A 17,204-nucleotide genomic window follows, 5' to 3' on the forward strand; every position below is an offset into this window, starting at 1 on the left:
TGATTCACGTTCGTCGCATCAACCCCCTCCGTAATTGGACAAGACCCCATTGCCTGACTAGCGTTGTGAGACGGATCGCATTGCTCCATGCCTCATGCTGAGGCGCCGCTCCGAGCTGACAGTCAGTTGCATCTACAAGGAGGTCAGATGTTTGGTTCGGTCGTTCTGGACGCGATTCTCGGGATGTTGGCGCTGTTCACGCTGCTGGGTATTTTCGTCACCACCCTCACTGAAATCATTCAATCATTCTTCCAGAAGGTCCGGGCGAAGTACCTTTATGACGCCCTGAAGCTGTTGTTCACCGGCAAATTGAAGGGGCTGAACGACAGCGACCTGGCGTTCTTCCAGCAGGTACTCGAACACCCGGTGATCCAGTCCATGGCGCCACCGGGCCAACGCCCCAGTTACCTGGATCCGGCGATGCTGGCGCAGGTGGTGATCACGCTGCTACTGCACAAAGACGACACCACGACCCTCGATATTCCCCTCGACGAACTCAATGCAGCCCTGACCAAAGGCATTGCGCAGGTTCCCTCCGAGCACTTGCGTCGCGCACTGTCGACGTTACTTGCGGCGGCCCAGGCCAAAGTCACCACGGCTCAGGAACTGCTGTGCTCGTTCAAGACCCGGCTGGAGCACTGGATCAATGCGGTCATGGACCGCGCCGAAGGCTGGATGCGGCGTAATGCCAAAGTCGTGTCACTGAGCTGTTCGCTGGTGATTTGCCTGGTGCTCAACGTCAACGCGTTCGACCTCATGCAGGGCCTGGTGCGCAATGACACGTTGCGCGCGGCGGGCATGCAGATGGCCAGCAATCTGGTGACCAACAACTCGTCTGCGGCGCTCGATCAGCTCTGTGCAAATCGGGACGACAAGGCCCAGTGCCAGTTTGAGTCGGCATTGAGCGGTTTGCAGGCGCTGCCTCAGGGCGCTATCGGCTGGAATAACCAGCCGGCGTTTTTGCATCACGATCAGAAAAACAAAACCGCCTGGTTCGGCTACTGGTTGCTTGGGGTCATGACGGCGGCGCTGGCGGCCTCATTGGGCGGCGATTTCTGGTTCAAGATGTTGAGCCAGATGATTCGCCTGACGGGCAGCAAAACCGCCCCACAGCTCAAGCCCTGAGCGCTATCGGGCACATCAACTCAGGGAGAGCAACATGTCGAACAACTGGCCCGCCGAGATTGAGCACGTTGTCGTGCTGATGATGGAAAACCGTTCGTTCGATCATCTGCTGGGTGATTACAAAAGTATCAATCCTGCGTGCGATGGCATCGACCGTAACGCCCCCAGCACCAATCCTTTGACGGACGCCAGTGGCGGCTCAACGGTGATCACACAAACGGCGGAAATAACGGATTACTTCGCCCTGTGGGCGCCGCCCGCGCCTTCACCACCGGCAACACCCGCGAAGGACAGCGAAGGTTTCGACCTCGGCCATGAGTTCGTCAATGTGGTGAAGCAGCTGGATGTGTCACTCCAGACCAGCCTGACCGCACCCAAGCTCGATGGCTTTGCGCAGGACGCTTACGACAAGGCTCGCACGGATCTCAAGGTGTACAAAACCTGGTCCCGATCCATGGCCCAGCGGGCGATGAACTACATCCCGTTCGGCGCAACGCCCGCCGCCGATCCGCTGCCGGCGATCCAGGGACTGGCGCGCAACTTTACCGTGTGCGACCGCTGGTTTGCCTCGGTGCCGGGCCCGACCTGGCCGAACCGTTTTTTCGCCATGCTCGGCAGTTGCAACGGCCACTTGCTGATGCCGTCCACCGGCACCGTGCTGGCTGGTATCAAAAGCCTGATTGCGCAGTTTGGTGGCGACAGCATTTTTTCGCTGCTGCGGGACAAGGGCCACGATGTGCGCATTTACTCCGACGGCGCCATCCCGCTGGCGGCGCTGGTCAAGGGTGGTTTGCAGCACCTGAGCATCGACGACTTCAAGTCGGATGTCGCCGGTAACACACTGCCGGAGCTGTCCTGGGTCGAGCCGAGCTATGGCCTGCTCAACGGCAAGCTCGGGCCCAACGTGTCGCACCATCCACCGGAAGACCTGCGTTTTGGCGATCAGTTTGTCGGTGAAGTGTTCAACGCCTTGTCGGCCAACACAGACCTGTGGAACAAGACGCTGTTCGTGCTGCTGTACGACGAACATGGCGGTTTCCATGACCATGTGGTGCCACCGACTTGCGTGGCGACCGGTTCAACGGTCGATGTCGACTGGACGAACCCCTTCACCCGGCTCGGCGTTCGTGTTCCGGCGATCCTCGCCTCGCCATGGCTCAATCCGGGGTTGATTCCCTGGACCGACAGCCTCCAGGCGCAGCATTACGATCACACCAGTCTGCTGGCCTTTCTTTGCGATCATTTCCAACTGCCGCGCAGCGCTCTTGGCCCACGGGTGGTGGCTGCCCAGCACTTCGGCAACGCGCAGATCTGGCGCACTGCCGCAACCGTTACCCCTGCGCCGAAACTGGCAGCCACCGTCGTGCCAAGCCGCGCCGGGCTGCCATTGATCGAGTCCGAACTGGCGACCCAAAGCCGGCAGGTGGTGGACAGCGCCACCGGTTACCTCGATGGTCTTGACCCGGAGCAGATCTGGAAGAACAGCGCCCAAAGCGTCAGCAGTTTCCTCGACAACCGTACCCGTGCACTGGTTGATCCCGGCCAGACTATCCCCACATCTGCGGCGCCTAGTGCAGACAACCTGCAGGCGAAACTACGGCGTTTGCAGGACCTGATGGTCACCGCGTACAGCCAACCCCCCGGAGCGCCAGCCGTTGCGCAGCCTGCCAGCAAAGGCCTGGTAGAACCGGGGCCGGGTGTTGCGCCTGCTCGACTGAAAGTCCTGTGCCTGCCCGGTGTGGGATTCACACAGGCCGCCAACGGGCAGGGCAGCACCGACGCGAACTGGCAGGAACAATGGCGCACGCTGATTCGCAGCCAACTGGCGCAGAACGGTCGCGTCATTGATGACCAGGACATCGATTTTCTGCCCTTCGATGACCAACTCAAGAATGGGCCGGACTTCGCCCAGATCACCCGAGGCCTGGCGATGCTGCGGGCAGACGCCAGTGACAAGGCCGACGAGGCCACTTTTGGTAGCTGGGGCCTGCCGGTTAATCAGATGCTGCGCACCACCGTCGGCGCGATCGTGCAATGGATCGAAGACGCCGAGTTGCGCAGCGCACTGACCCAGCATCTGTTGGCGAAGATCGACGCGTTCGACCCGCAGATCATCTTCGCCCAAGGGCTGGGCAGCCTGATCGGTTACGACGCCTTGCGCCGTTCGGTGGCCAAAAAAGGTTCGGCACTGGAGCGCATCGACGGCCGGGTGCTCGTCAGCTTCGGCTCACCCATCGCGTTGCCGCTGGTGATGCGCGAAGTGTGGGGCGGGCGGGTCATGCGCTTGAGCGAAAACGGTCGAGGCATCCGCCGCTGGTTCCACCTCTACAACCCCAACGACGGCCTGCTGACCCGACCGATCACCTCGCCGGACTCCGCGCGCGTCGACCTGCAAACCGAATTCAGCGTGCCGCTGCGCGATGACCTGCTTGACCTCAATCACGCCGCCCAGGCGTACTTGTCGTCACCCACCAGCCAAACCGGCCTCTGGCCACAACTGGCCCGCGACGTGGTGGCGGCCCGCGCTCTTGAGGTGCCGGCATTCCTGTCCCGCAGCGGCCAATGCAAACGCCGCGCTCTAGTGGTTGGCATCAACGATTACCCCGACCCGAGCGCACGCCTCGACGGCTGTATCAACGACACATACCTGATCAGCCGCATGCTCCAGGAAAGCGGCTACGACGCCGGCGACATTCGTTTGCTGCACGACGCCCGAGCGACCCGGGCGAACTTTGTCGAGCGCCTCGAATGGCTGGTGGAAGGCGCCCGCGCCGGAGACGAGCGAGTACTGTTCTATTCCGGCCACGGCACCCAACTGCCGGCCTACAGCAGCAGCGGCGAAGCCGACCGCATGGACGAAAGCCTGGTGCTCTACGACTTCAACTGGGACGACGAAAACACCCACTTCACCGACAAACTGTTCCGCCAGTTCTACAGCCACCTGCCGTTCGACCCGAGCGGCCACGGCGCCAAACTCACCGTCATGTTCGACTGCTGCTACGCCGGCGGCATGAGCCGCGGCAACGGCCGCGTGCGCGGCATCACCCCACCCAGCGACATCCGCCACCGCATGCTGCGCTGGGACCCCTACGCCGGCGACTGGGACCGCCGACTCTACGCCACCGACAGCGACGGCCGCGACTTCAGCGAACACGACAACAAATCGCGCCTACTCACCCGCACCCGCAGCACCCAAGGCGCCGCCACCGGCCTGCGCCCCGAGAAAGAATCCCAACTGCTGCACCAAAGCGAACTCTACGGCCACCACGGCCCCTACATGCCGCTGATGCTCTACGCCGCCCGGGAAAACCAGAAAGCCAGCGAATACGAGGTGGGCTCCAACAGCTACGGCGCCTTCACCTACGCCGTGATAGAGCAACTGCGCAAGTTGCAGCAGGAGAATGCGACGTTGGGGTTTGATCAGTTGATTGCACAGGTGGGCAAAGTGCTGAGCGCGAGATCGTTGGGGCAAACACCGGAGATTGTTGGGCCGAGCGGGGTGAGGGAAGCGGTGTGCCCGTGGCGGATTAGTGGGTTGGGGAAGTGACGCTTTAGCTGAATTACAGCCAAAGAAAAAGGGCCGCTGGATGATCCTGTGGCCCTATTAACACCGAAATTCCAAAACCCGCCGCCAATCCCCTGTGGGAGCGAGCCTGCTCGCGATTCGCAAAACCAACACAACAATCAAGCCAGCCACCAATCTTGTGGCGAGGGGGCTTGCCCCCGTTGGGCTGCGAAGCGGCCCCAAATTCTGTAACCCGGGAGCATCAGACAAACTGAATTGTGCGGATTGACGACTGCTGCGCAGCCGAACGGGGCGGTGCGGCGTTCCGACAAGCCCCCTCGCCACGGTTTTTTGTTCTGCTCGATTATTCGGGATTCAACCGTTTCACCTTTGTATAAAGCGAAGCGGTGTAGTCCTCCCGATCACTTGAATGGTGACAACGTCGATGGCACTTGGGGCAGAGCACAACAGTTCAAATTGCTTCATCGTCAGTCGGCGGTCTTGAAAAGTCATTTTTGACAGACGGTCAGCTCAACACCTTGCCTATCGAAAATCTACGGCTTCGGCTAGCTTGGCTAACTCTGTGGAGGTGTCATATGACTGAACGGGTACAAGTCAACATGCACGAAGCAAAATCCCAGCTCTCCCAACTTGCTGAGCGTGCATGGCATGGCGACAAGGTTGTGATCACCAAGGCCGGCAAGCCTTATCTGGATCTGCTGCCCCATGTCGATACGCCTCGGGTACGCAAGCCTGGGCGGTTGAAGGGGAAAATTCGGATGTCTGCGGATTTTGACAAGACGCCCGAGGACGTCATCGAAGGATTTGAGGGCAGCCTATGAGGCGCTGACGGGATTATTCCGCAGTATGGGGTGCGGCTGGTTTCGGCACGATTGTGATGGGGGCGGAACACTGAGATTTCCAAACCCGCCGCAGATCCCCTGTGGGAGCGAGCCTGCTCGCGATGGCGTCGGTAAATATGTCACATAAACAAAATCCGCCGCCCGAACTTCAGGCAACGGATTTCTTCATTTCAGCTACGAATAATCAAAACCCTCGCAGCACCCGTGACGCCTTCCGCCACCAGGATTGACGTTGATTGAACGGATCATCCACCGATGATTGAGTGTCGGTTGATCACGACGGCTACAGCACCGCATGGCTTTTAGAGCGTAGCTGTTGAAGCAGTTGATCAAGCGTGTCTTGGCCCTTTTTGAGCTGGCATTCCCAAATGATTAGAACTCGCCAGCCCAGAACCTCCAACGCCTCAACGTTTTCAATATCCCTAGCTACGTTACGTGAAAACTTTTCATTCCAGAATTCACATCTGGTCTTTGGGGTCGAAGCATATCGACACTCTGGATGGTGATGCCAAAAGCATCCATGGACAAAGATACAGACCCGATATTTGGCCAATACAATGTCTGGCTTTCCAGGTAGGTTTTTTTTATGTATCCGAAATCGATAGCCGTGAGCGTGTAGGAACCTCCTGACCACGAGCTCAGGACCGGTGTTTATACTCCGAACGGCTGACATCATTCTTGATCGAGTCGCTTGGTCTACGACATCCACTCTGGTTACCTATTTGGTAATTCAGCATATGAATTTTGATCACCCTTTACAGGTCGAGATCTCGTCGTCGGGTCGTCTCGACGAAGATTTCGCTTCACCTCGTTATTCGGTAATCAGACGCGCCACCTTCTTGTAAAGCGACAGCGTGAATTCGTCCTTGTCGCTCGAATGGTGACAACGCTGATGACAATTCGAGCACAGCGCGACCGCATTACTAATACGATCCGAACCATTCTGTGCCAAATGCTTAACGTGATGCACCTCAAGAAACGGCAATCCGTTTTTCTCAAACGGAGCAGGCTGGCCACAGCCTTCACAGGTGCCGTTAGCCTCATTCCGAATCCAGGCTCTCACCTCTGGATCGCGTACATAAGACGTGTTGGTGGTGAGTCCTTGCTTTGGTTTCAAAATTCCCTTTGGCTGACCCTTAAGCGGTTGTTTCTGAAGTATAGAGGCTCGTAACTCTAGTGTTTCCTCATCGGCTGTGGGGGCAAAGACGTCAGCGGTCACAACACTTTCAGAGGCAAGCGCTGCACGAATACTGAGTTCAACATTAGCGCCTACATTTTTGGCTGGCTTGTATCCCTTGATGCGAGCACGGCCCATCTGCTCCAGGACGGTGGAGATGTTCTGCATCCGGAACTCAACAGAACCTTTGGTGCGGCTCGCTAAGGCACCTTGACGCAATAGGCGATTCTCAAGGGCCTTGTTGAACTTCTGATCGCTCTGCTCTAGATCGAGCATCTTCAAATAGGCATCGACCGCAGCCTTAATCTCCGAGTCGCTCCAATCGCTGTTCTTCTTTCCAGTGTCCATACAATCGCCGAGGGTTGAAAACCCTCGGACGATACTGAGTGGCCACTACTCCGTCTACGAAATTTCCTACAGAAAAATCCATTTCTCCGCTCGACTGCCGTAGCGAGAAACTACGCTTTAACCCGCCGAAGTCTTGGACCACTGAAACCAATCCACCACCTTCCTCCACCAAGGCCTAACCACCGGCACCCGCCGCCGCGTGCGGTTGAGCAACAGATAAGGCATATCCCGCAACCGAATCCAGCCCTCATCCTGCCAATGCAACAGGCTCAACGACATCTCCGGCCAATCCAGCAAACTCAACATCGGCCGATCTGTGTTTTTCGACTGCCCCGCATCACGTAATGCCGGCACCACCTGATGGGTCAACCACTCGCGCAACAACCGATGCCCCGGCGTGTAGTGATACACCAACAACGCATACACACCGGACTCGCTGAGCATCAGCCTCTTCTCCGGTTGGCCGTGGTCGCGAATCGTCAGCGTATGCCGCTGATCCTCGTCCAGCTTGCTGACCATACGCTCGTTCAAATAGACGCCCATTAACCGACCCAGATCTCGTGCGCAGAACCATGGCTGGTTTTCCAGGAGTAGGGCGTGAAGGTTGAGGTTGTGGCGAGAGAAGACTAGAGGGATGTAGGGATCAGACATGGCGGGCCCCCGGAGAAACGGGTGCATCAAGCGGATATCGATTAGACATTTTCCATGACCTCTACGTATGAACCTGGGTAAGGTAGGTACCCAACGTAGAGAGTGGACTTAAGAAACTCCAACCGGCTACACCCTATACACAGCTTGAAATCCGCATGACCTTGAGACGGTACGTGGGTTCATGTCTGTGTGGTGGGGCTTAGCGTCTACGTTGGGCGTTTCTTAGGCACCTGCAAGTAGCCTAGATAGGGACTCGATATCGGTCAATTAGGAAAAGGAATAATTTCTAGTAAGAATTTTCCAGGAAGGCTTGGTGACAAGGTTAAAGCCTTGTTGCAGCATTGAGGTGGACGACATTTCTATGGGCCGCCCACCTCATAATAGAAATAGTTAGTTTTCTAAGAGGGTCTGAAGCGCTTTGTAAGCGTTGTTTCGTATTTGGTTTACTTCCGTATGATCGGTTAGTACGCCGTCTTCGTGTATTATTCCATTTATTGTCGTGAGGTCTTTCTTGAACTTCCCTAGAGATAGTGCTGATGAGCGTCTATGATCGCCAGGTAAGTTTTCTGTGTTTTGTAACAGCCAGCTAATCATCTTTTGTAAGTTAGGAGAGTAGTCTTTTTTTTGTTTTTCTGTGAGGGCTCTATCTGCGAAATCTTGCTCTAGGAAGTATGACTCTTTAATTTCGCTGTAGAATTTATGTCTAATTGAAAACTCACGGATGGCACATTCGAATAGAACTCTTAGCAGTACAATTGCTGTGTAAGGAAACTTTTTTATCGATATTTCTTTGGCTTCTCGTAGCAAGGAGGTTATACGAGGGGAGCTGGATATAGTATTGATTTCATAGATTAAGTAATCCATGTCATTTGTGTGTATTGTGTTCTTTTCGTTACCGGGTTTAGCGTCTGGAGAGCTTCCCTGCATAGGCTTTATAGGTGAATTGGTTGGTCGAACATTCTTCCCTCCAGGCAATGTTAGAGGGGGGGGCTTGAGTGCCAGAAGGTGCCGGTGCCGATGGTGAACTTGGAGTCTTAGGTCTTCTTAGCTTTCGATTTTCTGTTCTATATAGGTCGGCAAGGCTTTTTAATAAAGCTAAGCTCTCTTCATGGGCTTTGTTGTTTGAATTTATTCCTGTTTTTTTGCTGTCCCATGGAAGAAGTGACGGATCTTCACAGACATAAAAAGCCCACCCTAAAAAACCGTGGTATTCATTGTGCCAACTGGTAGTCCATCCTGTTGTTTTGGTTTTGTCTGCAACTAGAATTATTCGATCATTGCAAACTATATACCAGCCATACTCTTTGGTGAGTTCCGCGATCCCCGATTTTAAGTCTTCGTAATCCGCATCAACGCTTTTTATGCGATAGTCTTGATGAAGACCTGCCTCCATGTATATGTTTACGCCAGATTCCGAGAGCAAAGTTTTCTCTCGTTTTTTTAGAAAGTCGGGATTGCGTATTTCTGGTCCAAAGGTGCCGATAGGAACATTGTTGATGAAAATTTTTAAACCTTTGGCGGTAAAGATGCCATATCTCTTCCTGATTTCGTCGGTGGTGGATTTTATCCAGATTGCCGAGCCTAAGTCAGAGTAAACTTCTCTATGTATGTCGCTAATCTTTATAATGTTAAATTTTTCATTTGTTGTTTTAAGGCGCTTTGCTTTTATTGTTAAAGTGTTTTCTACTGCTTTTCGGACTTCGTTTTCGGAAAAAGACAGGGAAAATTGATCTCTGCCATCATCCGTTGTCAGGTTTACTCGGCTGCCAAGTTTGAATATTGCGCGATTTAATCCGACGCCATAGTGCCCTATTCCATACGGGTGCTGAGATCTGCTTCCAATGGTGAAAGTCTTTTTGGATAGAGTGTTTTCGTCTATGCCGGAGCAGTTGTCGTGAATGGCTATGTCTTTGTTGTTGATGGATATTTTAATTTCGTATCCGCTGTAAGATGCAGGTAAGCTAAATTTATCTTTCTGTGTGTCAAACTTTAGAAGAGAGTTACGAGCTGCATCAATTGAATTGTCAATAAGGTCATAGATACATTCAATTGTGGTTACGTCTGACGTAAGTCCTTTTATTACATAATCAGGATCTGAGGCAAAACTAATATTGACTTCATTGTCTTCGATTGTCATTTGTCATTATCCCGTTAAGCGGCTAGCTTTCGTTCGAGTTTTTTACGGATGGCAGTTAGAAGTTGTGTTGACATTATTGGGGATACGCTGTTTCCGATCATTCTGAAAGAGTGCCAGATAGTAGGGTGAAACAAGAACCAGTCAGGGAACCCTTGCAAACGAGCGGCCTCTCTTACTGTAATAACTCGTGGTTCTGTTGGGTGTATTGGGCGCATGGCTTGATAACTGCCTTTGTCACTGCCTGTACCGGCTCTAAGTGTAGGGCAAAAACCATTTAAGTTCAGGCGAGGGTAGCGGCTGACTGGCTCAATCTTTCCTTGAATTGTATTCAGGAAGCGATCTACTACTACTTCTGTATGTTTGGTTCCCATTAGACCTGAAACTTTCCCTAGTAGTAAGCTGTCGATTGCTAACTGGGAACCGAGTCCGCTGGGTGGTAATGATCTCAAATGCTTAGCGTAATCTGAGATTAAATTTCTGCTTGGGTACTTAGCCCATGTGTAGTCGTTTTTAGAGTTGGATTTTTCAAAGGTCGGAGGAGGTAAATCGATAAGTGCCTCTCTAACGGTGGTTGGAGGGTGCTTGATTTCCTCTAGCAATGAATGAAGTTCGATGTTTCCAACATAGGCCGGATCAAAGCCAATTATCACAATTCTTTTTCGTGAGGTGGCGGCCCCGCAGTCAAGAGCGTTTATTCGAACTGGGCCTAATATTTTATAGTTGCCAGGAACGGTTGCTAAGCCTGCGTCAAGAATCTCCCTGTTCCCGTCGTCGAGTATTCCTTCCACGTTTTCCATAAGAAAAAAATATGGTTGTAACTCGTTTATCTGACGAAAAAAATGACCTATTAGGTTGTTGCGGGGATCATTGGGTTGTCTCCGTCCAATCCTACTAAAGCCTTGGCATGGTGGGCCGCCAATTATTCCATCTGGGCGAATATCGCCGATTATTTCCTTCCACGAGCGTCTATCGAGCAGGCCAATATCTGCCTGAATAACATTGGTGTTTGGAAAGTTTAGACGGTAGGCAGATTGTAAGTCTTGGTCAATATCCACTGCCGCTAGGGAATGGAAACCTGCTAGTTCGGCACCTAATCCAAGCCCGCCGCAGCCACAGAATAGGTCAATAATAGTAGGTTTTGTCGACGGCATGTATGTTCCTAATTTTTAAGGCTTTACTGATTTAAGCTATATGAAGATTAAGTCTGATTTTATTGAATTGCTCCAGATGTACAAAGCCTCGCAATAGCGAGGCTTTGTACAGGGGAGCATTGTTGAGCGAAGAATCAATCCCAGCTCAAAGCCCCACCAGTCTGATACTCAATAACCCGAGTCTCAAAGAAATTCTTCTCTTTCTTCAAGTCCATAATCTCGCTCATCCAAGGGAACGGGTTAGTAGTCCCCGGATACTCTTCCTTCAAACCAATCTGGCTCAAACGACGGTTAGCGATGAACTTCAGATAATCTTCCATCATCGCCGCATTCATGCCCAAAACCCCGCGAGGCATGGTGTCACGAGCGTATTCGATCTCCAGCTGCGTACCCTGCAGAATCATCTGGGTCGCTTCTTCCTTCATTTCAGCATCCCACAAATGTGGGTTTTCGATTTTGATCTGGTTGATCACGTCGATGCCGAAGTTCAGGTGCATGGATTCGTCGCGCAGGATGTACTGGAACTGCTCGGCGACGCCGGTCATTTTGTTGCGGCGGCCCATGGAGAGGATCTGGGTGAAGCCGCAGTAGAAGAAGATGCCTTCCAGAACGCAGTAGTAGGCGATCAGGTTGCGCAGCAGTTCTTTGTCGGTGTCGACGGTGCCGGTTTCGAACTTCGGATCGGAGATCGAACGGGTATACTTCAGGCCCCAGGTGGCTTTTTTAGCGACCGATGGGATCTCGTGGTACATGTTGAAGATCTCGCCTTCATCCATGGCCAGCGATTCGATGCAGTACTGGTAGGCGTGGGTGTGGATCGCTTCTTCGAACGCCTGGCGCAGGATGTACTGGCGGCATTCCGGGTTGGTGATCAGGCGGTACACGGCCAGGACCAGGTTGTTGGCAACCAGGGAGTCGGCGGTGGAGAAGAAGCCCAGGTTGCGCATCACGATGCGGCGCTCGTCGTCGGTCAGGCCTTCCGGGTCTTTCCAGAGGGCGATGTCGGCGGTCATGTTGACTTCTTGCGGCATCCAGTGGTTTGCGCAGCCGTCCAGGTACTTCTGCCAGGCCCAGTCGTATTTGAACGGGACGAGTTGGTTGAGGTCGGCGCGGCAGTTGATCATGCGCTTTTCGTCGACCGCAACGCGGGCGGAAGCGCCTTCGAGTTCGGCCAGGCCTTCGGCGACGTCGAGTTTGTCGAGGGCGGCTTTGGCGCGAATGATCGCAGCCGAGTCGGAGGCGGTTACGGCGCGGGCTTCAAGCGCTGCAGCACCACCGGCGCTGTCGAGGCGGTCCATGTTGGCTTCGGTTGCGTGGCCAGCATTGGCGCCTTTGGCGACAACTTCGCCGTCTTCTTTGTCGAATTCGTCCCAGCTCAGCATGACGTGTCGTCTCCTGCGTGAGGGCCAGTCGCCCGTGTGAAAACTCTGATGGTCGGTTTTTCACACGGCCCGGTGGCCGCGTTGTCTCTAAAAGGAATCGTTTGTTGCAGCAATACGCAGGCAAAAAACAGAAATGTGTACGGGTGTCCTGAAGTCGCTAAGGGCGGAGATAACGTCGTCAGCTCCTGCGGTGGCCTCAGCGTCCTGCATCCTCCTGTAAGGGGATGTTGCAGGCCCGATTTACGGGCGCATTATAGGTGTTTTTTCGTGGTTGTGGTGCGACGAAATGGCTCAGAGAACCCTCGGCAGGCCGCGTAATCAAGGCGGAGCAAGGGTTTACAGGGCTTTGGCCGATCAAGATTTTTTTTGGCGATTTTTAGCGACAGGGGAGAGGTTATGGCGTCGGTGTTTGCTGTCAAAACGCCGCAAGCCTGATGGGCCGGGACTTACAGGGGAGATAGGGTGTGGGGGTGGGCAGGATTGTGTTCAGTGTTGAGCGGAAATTGTTGAGAGGCTTTTCTGTTCAAAAAACAACCAAAAACGGCTATTTACACTACATGTAGTGTTTTGGTTCGGGTTTCTGTGGTTCCAGACACAACGACGCCCGACGAAGGTCGGGCGGTGATGTCGGGTTGGCAATGGGCAAGACGTCAGCGTTGATGATCAGCCGTTAGAGCAGCCGTTACCCATCACGCTGTAGCGCAGAATATGCCGTTGGCCGTTCGAGTCTTCATATTCCATGCGGGCCGGTACAACTTCGCAAACATCGGGAATTTCGCTCATGGAAACTACCTTGGCGATGTCCAGGTGAGTCGAGTAAGTGTATTCCTCTACCGGTACGGTGTTGTTGGCAACATCAGTCGGGATCTCGTCTGCCATGGCGGTTGCGCACAGACTGCTGAGGGCCAGAACCAATAAAGCTTTCATTTCAATTTTACCTTTCTGAGGTCGAATGGGGTCACGCAACCTTTTTGGGGTTGCGTGTGGAACTTGATTACTGAGTGTTGGATTAACTGCCTTCGTGGGGGCTGCAACTGGGTTAATCACGTTGCCTTGTTGGCGAGGCTGATTTTAGGCGTGCGAGTTGCACGTATATAGGTGTGCTTTTGATAAAGACTATTGGCATATCCTGTAATAATCTCGTAAAAACGACCTCGTACACTCCATAATCACCTTTCGAAAAACGGCTGAAACCCGCTGAAACCGGCGGGTCTGAGCGGTTTTGTCGGTAATTGCGACGTTTTGTAGGGGCTTGTTACTACCATCGTCGAATGGTTCTATAGGCTCGCCTCGGGCTACAACGGGGTCATACAAAAACAACTATTCCACCGAGGTAAGAAAGATGAGTGCGGCTTCCCTGTATCCCGTTCGTCCCGAGGTTGCGGCCAACACGCTGACTGACGAGGCGACCTACAAGGCCATGTACCAGCAGTCGGTCGTCAACCCCGACGGCTTCTGGCGCGAGCAAGCCAAGCGCCTCGACTGGATCAAGCCTTTCACCACGGTGAAGCAGACTTCCTTCGATGATCACCATGTCGACATCAAGTGGTTCGCCGACGGCACCCTGAACGTTTCCTATAACTGCCTGGACCGCCATCTCGCCGAGCGCGGCGATCAGATCGCGATCATCTGGGAGGGCGATGACCCTGCCGAGAGCCGCAACATCACCTATCGCGAGCTGCATGAAGAAGTCTGCAAGTTCGCCAACGCCTTGCGCGGTCAGGATGTGCACCGCGGCGACGTGGTGACTATCTATATGCCGATGATCCCCGAAGCCGTGGTCGCCATGCTGGCCTGTACCCGGATCGGTGCGATTCACTCGGTGGTATTCGGCGGCTTCTCGCCGGAAGCCCTGGCTGGTCGGATCATCGACTGCAAATCGAAAGTGGTAATCACTGCTGACGAAGGTCTGCGTGCCGGCAAGAAAATCTCGCTCAAGGCCAACGTCGATGACGCGCTGACCAACCCGGAAACCAGCAGCATCCAGAAGGTCATCGTGTGCAAGCGCACCGGTGGCAACATCAAGTGGAACCCGCACCGCGACATCTGGTACGAAGACCTGATGAAAGTCGCGGGCACTGTGTGTGCGCCGAAAGAGATGGGCGCCGAAGAAGCGCTGTTCATCCTTTATACCTCGGGCTCCACCGGCAAGCCGAAGGGCGTGCAGCACACCACTGGCGGCTATCTGCTCTACGCCGCGCTGACCCACGAGCGCGTGTTCGACTACCGTCCGGGCGAAATTTACTGGTGCACCGCCGACGTCGGCTGGGTTACCGGCCACACCTACATCGTCTATGGCCCGCTGGCCAATGGCGCGACTACCTTGCTGTTCGAAGGTGTGCCGAACTACCCGGACATCACCCGGGTGGCGAAGATCGTCGACAAGCACAAGGTCAACATCCTCTACACCGCGCCGACCGCGATTCGCGCCATGATGGCCTCGGGCACGGCCGCCGTTGAAGGCTTTGATGGCAGCAGCCTGCGTCTGTTGGGTTCGGTGGGTGAGCCGATCAACCCGGAAGCGTGGGACTGGTACTACAAGAACGTCGGCCAATCCCGTTGCCCGATCGTCGATACCTGGTGGCAGACCGAAACCGGCGCGACCCTGATGAGCCCGCTGCCGGGTGCGCACGCGCTCAAGCCTGGCTCTGCGGCGCGGCCGTTCTTTGGGGTGGTGCCGGCGCTGGTGGACAACCTGGGCAACATCATCGAGGGCGTTGCCGAGGGTAACCTGGTGATTCTCGATTCGTGGCCAGGTCAGGCGCGCACGCTGTATGGCGACCACGACCGTTTCGTTGACACCTACTTCAAGACCTTCCGTGGCATGTACTTCACTGGCGACGGTGCGCGTCGCGATGCAGACGGCTATTGGTGGATCACCGGTCGCGTGGATGACGTGCTCAACGTTTCCGGCCACCGCATGGGCACGGCCGAGATCGAAAGCGCGATGGTTGCCCACCCGAAAGTCGCCGAAGCGGCGGTGGTCGGTGTGCCGCACGACATCAAAGGGCAGGGCATTTACGTCTATGTCACGCTGATCGGTGGCGAAGAGCCGAGCGAAGCGTTGCGTCTGGAACTGAAAAACTGGGTGCGCAAAGAGATCGGCCCGATTGCCTCGCCGGATGTCATCCAGTGGGCGCCAGGCCTGCCGAAAACCCGTTCGGGGAAAATCATGCGCCGTATCCTGCGCAAGATCGCCACGGCTGAATACGACGGGTTGGGGGATATCTCCACCTTGGCGGACCCAAGTGTGGTGCAGCATTTGATTGATACGCACAAGACCATGAGCGTCGCTTAACGGCCGTTCTTGAGTCATCGAAGCCCTGCCCGGTGTTGAGCCTGGTGGGGCTTTTTTGTGGTGATCAGGTTTGGATTCTCTATTGCTTGGGCCGGCCTCATCGCGAGCAGGCTCGCTCCCACAGGGGATTTGTGGAGGGTGAAAAATCTGTGCAATTACTCGGTCAAATGTGGGAGCGAGCCTGCTCGCGATGGCGTCCTGTCAGGCCCCCGCAAACCTCGGGCGAATAAATATCGATTTGACGGTGCGATGTTTCTGAATGTTACCGGCGCTATCGAATGTGTAACCGTTCGCCCGATTTCGGGGCGTTGGGAAACGTAAAGCCCCGTTTCAGAGCCCGTTCAGGTCACCTGAAAAATAAGACATAACGCTGCGCTTGCCGGATTAGAAGGGTTTGCGAATAATAGGCCCGCTATTTGCAACATAGATCGGTTCACTGTCTTTTGCTCTTGCATAAACTTCAAGGGCTGTCAATGTGCTCGGTCGGGTTTCTCGGTGCTTCTGTAATTTGTTGTCGCATTGAAGAAATATCGGCTTCGGGCCTGTCGTTAGAATGCCGATCACTCGCTCGTCGTCGCCTGCGTTGAAATCAGGCGTTGAAATCAGTGTTGAATTCAGCACCGGTTTCCCACGATGCAGCGCCGCTTCCGTTTCCACCCATTCGCATATTGGGCTGTCGCTCACTCTGCCGTTTTCGCCCTATACCGATGGAGTCCTAAGATGAAGAAACTCGTGCTTCTTGGCGCCCTGGCACTGTCCGTGCTGTCCCTGCCAACGTTCGCCGATGAAAAGCCTCTGAAAATTGGTATCGAGGCGGCTTACCCTCCGTTCGCGTCCAAGGCGCCGGACGGCAGCATCGTCGGTTTCGACTACGATATCGGCAACGCCCTGTGCGAAGAGATGAAGGTCAAGTGCGTTTGGGTCGAGCAAGAGTTCGACGGTCTGATCCCGGCACTCAAGGTGCGCAAGATCGACGCGATCCTGTCGTCCATGTCGATCACTGACGATCGCAAGAAGTCCGTGGACTTCACCAACAAGTACTACAACACCCCGGCACGTCTGGTGATGAAGGCCGGTACTCAGGTCAGCGACAACCTGGCCGAGCTCAAGGGCAAGAAAATCGGCGTACAACGCGGTTCGATTCACAACCGTTTCGCTGAAGAAGTCCTGAAGCCGCTGGGTGCTGAAATCAAGCCTTACGGCTCGCAGAACGAAATCTACCTGGACGTGGCTGCCGGTCGCCTCGATGGCACCGTGGCAGACGCCACCCTGCTGGATGACGGCTTCCTGAAAACCGACGCTGGCAAAGGTTTCGCTTTTGTTGGTCCTGCATTCACCGACGAGAAATACTTCGGGGACGGCATTGGTATCGCCGTGCGTAAAGGTGACAAGGCTGAGCTGGACAAGATCAACGCCGCCATCGTCGCCATTCGTGCGAACGGCAAGTACAAGCAAATCCAGGACAAATACTTCAACTTCGATATTTACGGCAAGTAAATAGCTCGCAGCGGTAAGTCCGAAATGGCGCAAGCAACAGGATCTCTGAGGTTTGCGCCATTTTTTCATC

Annotated in this window: 13 protein-coding genes; 5 read left to right on the forward strand and 8 right to left on the reverse strand. The window is 54.6% G+C overall.

All coding sequences use genetic code 11. The annotated features are described in order from the left end of the window. The first annotated feature begins 147 nt into the window (after positions 1-147). The 3 genes from NTD87_RS02680 to NTD87_RS02695 all read left to right on the forward strand — a co-directional run bounded on the left by NTD87_RS02680 (position 148) and on the right by NTD87_RS02695 (position 5,472). Positions 148-1,125, forward strand: coding sequence for a hypothetical protein (locus NTD87_RS02680; RefSeq protein WP_262111686.1), 978 nt, complete (start codon positions 148-150; stop codon positions 1,123-1,125). 34 nt (positions 1,126-1,159) lie between these two features. Continuing rightward, positions 1,160-4,672 (forward strand): alkaline phosphatase family protein, encoded by a 3,513-nt coding sequence (locus NTD87_RS02685; protein ID WP_262111688.1) that lies wholly within the window; start codon positions 1,160-1,162, stop codon positions 4,670-4,672. Between the two features lie 554 nt (positions 4,673-5,226). Then, on the forward strand, positions 5,227-5,472 hold the full coding sequence (locus NTD87_RS02695) for a type II toxin-antitoxin system Phd/YefM family antitoxin (RefSeq protein ID WP_262111689.1): 246 nt from the start codon (positions 5,227-5,229) through the stop codon (positions 5,470-5,472). Positions 5,473-5,776: 304 nt separating this feature from the next. Here NTD87_RS02695 and NTD87_RS02700 read toward each other — a convergent pair whose 3' ends face one another. The 7 genes from NTD87_RS02700 to NTD87_RS02730 all read right to left on the reverse strand — a co-directional run bounded on the left by NTD87_RS02700 (position 5,777) and on the right by NTD87_RS02730 (position 13,266). After that, positions 5,777-6,169 carry a very short patch repair endonuclease gene (locus tag NTD87_RS02700; RefSeq protein ID WP_410017450.1) on the reverse strand — a complete coding sequence of 131 codons (393 nt, stop codon included), beginning with the start codon at positions 6,167-6,169 and terminating at the stop codon, positions 5,777-5,779. Positions 6,170-6,304: 135 nt separating this feature from the next. Next, positions 6,305-7,018 (reverse strand): HNH endonuclease signature motif containing protein, encoded by a 714-nt coding sequence (locus tag NTD87_RS02705; protein WP_262111692.1) that lies wholly within the window; start codon positions 7,016-7,018, stop codon positions 6,305-6,307. Positions 7,019-7,135: 117 nt separating this feature from the next. After that, positions 7,136-7,669 (reverse strand): Bro-N domain-containing protein, encoded by a 534-nt coding sequence (locus NTD87_RS02710; RefSeq protein WP_262111694.1) that lies wholly within the window; start codon positions 7,667-7,669, stop codon positions 7,136-7,138. A 901-nt stretch (positions 7,670-8,570) separates the two neighbouring features. Further along, positions 8,571-9,806, reverse strand: coding sequence for an ATP-binding protein (locus NTD87_RS02715; RefSeq protein ID WP_262111695.1), 1,236 nt, complete (start codon positions 9,804-9,806; stop codon positions 8,571-8,573). A gap of 14 nt (positions 9,807-9,820) precedes the next feature. Then, positions 9,821-10,957: a DNA cytosine methyltransferase gene (locus NTD87_RS02720; RefSeq protein ID WP_262111697.1), complete on the reverse strand. Its 1,137-nt coding sequence runs from the start codon at positions 10,955-10,957 to the stop codon at positions 9,821-9,823. Between the two features lie 134 nt (positions 10,958-11,091). Beyond that, positions 11,092-12,339 carry a ribonucleotide-diphosphate reductase subunit beta gene (locus NTD87_RS02725; protein WP_262111699.1) on the reverse strand — a complete coding sequence of 416 codons (1,248 nt, stop codon included), beginning with the start codon at positions 12,337-12,339 and terminating at the stop codon, positions 11,092-11,094. A gap of 663 nt (positions 12,340-13,002) precedes the next feature. After that, on the reverse strand, positions 13,003-13,266 hold the full coding sequence (locus NTD87_RS02730; RefSeq protein WP_262111701.1) for a DUF2790 domain-containing protein: 264 nt from the start codon (positions 13,264-13,266) through the stop codon (positions 13,003-13,005). Between the two features lie 415 nt (positions 13,267-13,681). On the opposite strand from NTD87_RS02730, the gene acs reads away from it, so the two are divergent. Further along, entirely contained in the window at positions 13,682-15,637 is a 1,956-nt protein-coding gene (gene acs, locus NTD87_RS02735; protein WP_262111702.1) for an acetate--CoA ligase, read from the forward strand. A 384-nt stretch (positions 15,638-16,021) separates the two neighbouring features. On the opposite strand, the gene NTD87_RS02740 is transcribed toward acs, so the two are convergent. Then, entirely contained in the window at positions 16,022-16,321 is a 300-nt protein-coding gene (locus tag NTD87_RS02740; RefSeq protein ID WP_262111703.1) for a hypothetical protein, read from the reverse strand. A gap of 36 nt (positions 16,322-16,357) precedes the next feature. On the opposite strand from NTD87_RS02740, the gene NTD87_RS02745 reads away from it, so the two are divergent. Then, on the forward strand, positions 16,358-17,134 hold the full coding sequence (locus NTD87_RS02745) for an ABC transporter substrate-binding protein (RefSeq protein ID WP_262111705.1): 777 nt from the start codon (positions 16,358-16,360) through the stop codon (positions 17,132-17,134). Positions 17,135-17,204 lie beyond the last annotated feature (70 nt).

Source organism: Pseudomonas sp. 6D_7.1_Bac1, assembly GCF_025465945.1.
Lineage (GTDB): Bacteria > Pseudomonadota > Gammaproteobacteria > Pseudomonadales > Pseudomonadaceae > Aquipseudomonas.

Coding starts and splice junctions, on each gene's coding strand:
- NTD87_RS02695 (WP_262111689.1), top strand. CDS start 5,227: ATGACTGAACGGGTACAAGTCAACATGCACGAAGCAAAATCCCAGCTC.
- NTD87_RS02745 (WP_262111705.1), top strand. CDS start 16,358: ATGAAGAAACTCGTGCTTCTTGGCGCCCTGGCACTGTCCGTGCTGTCC.
- NTD87_RS02685 (WP_262111688.1), top strand. CDS start 1,160: ATGTCGAACAACTGGCCCGCCGAGATTGAGCACGTTGTCGTGCTGATG.
- NTD87_RS02715 (WP_262111695.1), bottom strand. CDS start 9,806: ATGACAATCGAAGACAATGAAGTCAATATTAGTTTTGCCTCAGATCCT.
- NTD87_RS02725 (WP_262111699.1), bottom strand. CDS start 12,339: ATGCTGAGCTGGGACGAATTCGACAAAGAAGACGGCGAAGTTGTCGCC.
- NTD87_RS02710 (WP_262111694.1), bottom strand. CDS start 7,669: ATGTCTGATCCCTACATCCCTCTAGTCTTCTCTCGCCACAACCTCAAC.
- NTD87_RS02680 (WP_262111686.1), top strand. CDS start 148: ATGTTTGGTTCGGTCGTTCTGGACGCGATTCTCGGGATGTTGGCGCTG.
- acs (WP_262111702.1), top strand. CDS start 13,682: ATGAGTGCGGCTTCCCTGTATCCCGTTCGTCCCGAGGTTGCGGCCAAC.
- NTD87_RS02705 (WP_262111692.1), bottom strand. CDS start 7,018: ATGGACACTGGAAAGAAGAACAGCGATTGGAGCGACTCGGAGATTAAG.
- NTD87_RS02700 (WP_410017450.1), bottom strand. CDS start 6,169: ATGATGTCAGCCGTTCGGAGTATAAACACCGGTCCTGAGCTCGTGGTC.
- NTD87_RS02720 (WP_262111697.1), bottom strand. CDS start 10,957: ATGCCGTCGACAAAACCTACTATTATTGACCTATTCTGTGGCTGCGGC.
- NTD87_RS02730 (WP_262111701.1), bottom strand. CDS start 13,266: ATGAAAGCTTTATTGGTTCTGGCCCTCAGCAGTCTGTGCGCAACCGCC.